Below are 3,554 nucleotides of genomic sequence, written 5' to 3'. Positions count from 1 at the left end.
TGGTAGTTTGGGGTCTCCCCATGCGAGAGTAGCACACTGCCAGACTCCTCATAATAAGAAAGGCCACCTGTTTCAGGTGGCCTTTTTTTATGTCTATTGCTTAGGGATATTCAGGGGGTAGGGAAGCAAGGGGCAGGATGGGCTACCGCTGGAAACACAAACACATAACGGTGTATCCTCATTGTTATGCTCATTGTGAGAAGATAGAGCCTAGCTGTATCATTATGATGTATGACGAGCGACGACTAATCCTAAGTGCTCGTTCACAAAGGCATTGGGGGTGATGAATGGAGCATTCGCATCATTCCAACTATTTCCATCATTCCAGCTATCGCAGCATCAAGTATTAAGAATTAAGAACACTATTAGGGCTACCAAACGACCGTTAATAAATGATGCGGGTATCGTACGCATAAACGTTAACGGCAAAACTTGTGTGTTAACTGAGCAAAGTGCTTTGTTTAATTAAATGTTTAAAAATTAATAAGAATAATAAGTTTGTTCATCATTGACACTTTATTAATATATTAGATTACAGCTAAGATACTATTGTAATAAGGTGTTTAACTCCGTGCAAACATGAGAATATCCGTGCGAAGTTATAAAAAAGGCTACCATTACAGGCCGCCTCTATTACATTAAAATTAAGTGTATAGCATTATTACCTAATGAGAATGCTCACATTCACCATCAGTGTGAGGATGACCATGTGAAATTTCTTCTTCTGATGCTTCTCTAACTTCTAGGATTTCAACATCAAAATTTAGAGTAAGACCTGATAAAGGGTGATTGCCGTCAACGATAACCTCTTCATCATTGATCTCGATAATCATTACAGATTGCTCGCCATCATCTGTTGTTGCCCTGAATGTCATGCCTTCGTTAATCTCCATATCTTCAAACATCGACTTTTCTACTGCTTGAACTAACTCTTCATGACGTTCGCCGTAAGCTAAGTTTGGTGCAATATCGATAACAAATTTGTCGCCAACTGTTTTGCCTTCAAGTTCATCTTCTAAGCCTTGGATCAAAAAATGGCTGCCTTGCAAAAAGACCATAGGCTGGCTATTTTTTGATGAGTCTATTTGTGTGCCGTCAGATGAGCAAACAGTAAAGTGTATGGTGGCGATAGTATTATGGGCTATATTCATATTATTCCGGTCAAAAAAATCTATGAACTATTGTAAAGGATAAGGGAGTGCTTGAGTAACGAAGATTAGGTTTTGTAAAGATTTCACTCTAAAAGTAGCACCAACTTCAGTATCTTTTGCTAAAACAGCAAAGATCCATGTCTGCCCTGCATCGTTACCACTGCGCAGTATTTTTCCACCAGGGCGCCAATTTTCACCTATTTGATATTCTAGCTGTTCACCGCATAAATCATCAGTACTAAAATCAGCTTTCAAAATAAAGCCGGCACGTTTATTTCGACCTAAATATTTTGTCCTTGCCACAACCTCTTGTCCCATGTAACAACCCTTTTCAAAATCAATGGCATCTAAAGCTTGTAGATTAAGCATCTGTGGGACATATTCGTCTACTGTTGATGCTCGAATATCACCTAAACCAGCTTTTATGTCTGCTACTTCCCATTGTTCGTCATCTTCAGAAACATCACATATCAATGAATTTTTAGCAATATTGGGCTGAATAACTAAGTATCGCTGACTTGGTTTTTCAACAGACATAACAAGTCCATTAGAATTTGAAACGACAGCCCTATCTCCAGAAGGTAATTCTCCAAAAAGCTTTTTTATCGAACCTTCAAATAATTCACCAGAGCCACCTGTTATCTGCCAGTTATGGCTTTCGTTAGTGATATCAACTTTAGCAAACACTCCGTACTTATTTAGTTCAGAAAGGGATTGTTCTAAAACAGAATCATGAATAACTAATAAAATAGAATCTTGCCAAGAAAAGGTAAAAAATACACTCCATGTTTTGCCTTTAAAGTTGCAATGGCAAGCTAAAAGTGCATTATTATCATTTAATTCATTGATGTCAGCTGTTATTTGCCCCTGTAGGTATTTGGCTCTTTCTTCGCCTGTAATTTGAATAACACCGTTATTTTTAAGCTTATTCGCATACTGTACCGTATGAATTCTTTCTGATGATAAGTTTGGCATGGTTTAGTTCTCTTTTGCTGATTTACGCTAATAAAGATATGGGGTACGAGATTGATTTAGCAAGGAAAGATCTGAAAACAACACCTTAATACTGTTATTATCATTATCTGTGACTTGCTACAAGTTTAACCCTGAATTATATTTTGTATATGAGGTTGTAAATGTTTGATAAAAAACGATATGGTCGGTTGAAGTGGGCATGTCGCCGTGGAATGTTAGAACTTGATGTACTGTTTATGCCCTTTGCAGAAAGTGGTTTTAACGAGTTGCCTGAAAAGCAACAAGAAGTTTTTGAGCGGTTGCTCACTAGTGATGATCCTGATTTATACGCATGGTTTATGGGACATCAACCATGCAATGATCAAGAGTTTAGCCAAATGATTGAACATATCCTGAGTCGTGTCAAAGTATAGAGTCGAGTTCAAGACGTCTCGATTTCTGGTTATGATCCAGTTATTGAGCGTTGCGATTTTGATTTTAACAGTGGTATGTTGGCAACCTGAAATATTTAAGTTTGAGTTTCTACTACAATTTTTGTTTGTATGCCTGATACTTATTTCTTTCTTCAGAACGCTTCTGCTCGACTACCATAGGACTCACAACCCGGTTATTTTTTCTGAACGTGGCGAATGGACAGAAACCAATATAGACGGCCAAATAAGTTGGCAAATTACTGATAAGTCTAGGGTCAGTATTTTTCTAGTATTTATCCATTTGGTTTCACCGGTAAATTACCGTAATTCAAAGTGGCGTTTAGTATGTAAAGACCAAGTCAACGATCGTGATTACCGAAGACTCTGCCGTGCGATAGTATATCAACAACAGAGCATTGGAAAAAATTGATACACAACGATTTATGTGCTGTAAACAGCTAAATGGATGAATATTTCGAATAATAAAGTACTGTTGCTGAATGTTTCTTTAAAAAGTAATTTTTATTCTAAAACGAATATGGAATGCTTGTTGCACAAAAATAGATTTTATTATGACAATGTAATATTTGATGAAGATATCTGTGAACGTTAACTTCAAATTTTAGGCTGGGATCTTACATCTGATTTTATGCACTCTTTTATCAACATTTGCTAACATTTCCACATCACATTAACATGCTTTTATAGCTTGAAATTGTATTTCCATTGATGGTTTAAGTGCTCGTCAGGGGTCAGACTAATCAAGCAGGCTAATCAAAAAGAATGAGGCATTAAAAACTACTTAGTTCGTCTGCGCTATTAAATTAAGTCCTAATGAGTAGATATTTTCAATTAAAGTAAAATTTTTTAATGGCTGCGGAGCTGTTTGCTAGAGAAAAAGTAATAACTCGTTCCGTACTAAGCATGCTTATTTTTTATTATAAAACATAAGCATTTGAAAAACACTTTTATTGACCCTTTGACTACAACATCAATGCTAGCTACTGTTTTAGGT

4 protein-coding genes are annotated in these 3,554 nt (G+C 36.5%); 2 read left to right on the top strand and 2 right to left on the bottom strand.

What is annotated here, in order from left to right; translation table 11 throughout:
* Nucleotides 1-665 precede the first annotated feature (665 nt).
* Together QZ562_RS20475 and ygfZ are read right to left on the bottom strand one after the other, a co-directional pair.
* Nucleotides 666-1,151 (bottom strand): peptidylprolyl isomerase, encoded by a 486-nt coding sequence (locus tag QZ562_RS20475; RefSeq protein WP_293764461.1) that lies wholly within the window; start codon nt 1,149-1,151, stop codon nt 666-668.
* A 27-nt stretch (nt 1,152-1,178) separates the two neighbouring features.
* Nucleotides 1,179-2,126 (bottom strand): tRNA-modifying protein YgfZ, encoded by a 948-nt coding sequence (gene ygfZ, locus QZ562_RS20470; protein ID WP_293764458.1) that lies wholly within the window; start codon nt 2,124-2,126, stop codon nt 1,179-1,181.
* A gap of 161 nt (nt 2,127-2,287) precedes the next feature.
* Between ygfZ and QZ562_RS20465 the strand changes: the two genes are divergently transcribed.
* Both QZ562_RS20465 and QZ562_RS20460 read left to right on the top strand, forming a co-directional pair.
* Nucleotides 2,288-2,539 (top strand): succinate dehydrogenase assembly factor 2, encoded by a 252-nt coding sequence (locus QZ562_RS20465; protein ID WP_293764455.1) that lies wholly within the window; start codon nt 2,288-2,290, stop codon nt 2,537-2,539.
* 31 nt (nt 2,540-2,570) lie between these two features.
* On the top strand, nt 2,571-2,969 hold the full coding sequence (locus QZ562_RS20460; protein ID WP_293764452.1) for a protein YgfX: 399 nt from the start codon (nt 2,571-2,573) through the stop codon (nt 2,967-2,969).
* The last annotated feature ends 585 nt before the right edge of the window (nt 2,970-3,554 follow it).

Source organism: uncultured Paraglaciecola sp. (assembly GCF_913058035.1).
In the GTDB taxonomy this organism is placed as follows: Bacteria; Pseudomonadota; Gammaproteobacteria; order Enterobacterales; family Alteromonadaceae; genus Paraglaciecola.
This window is presented reverse-complemented; position numbering and strand designations above follow the sequence as displayed.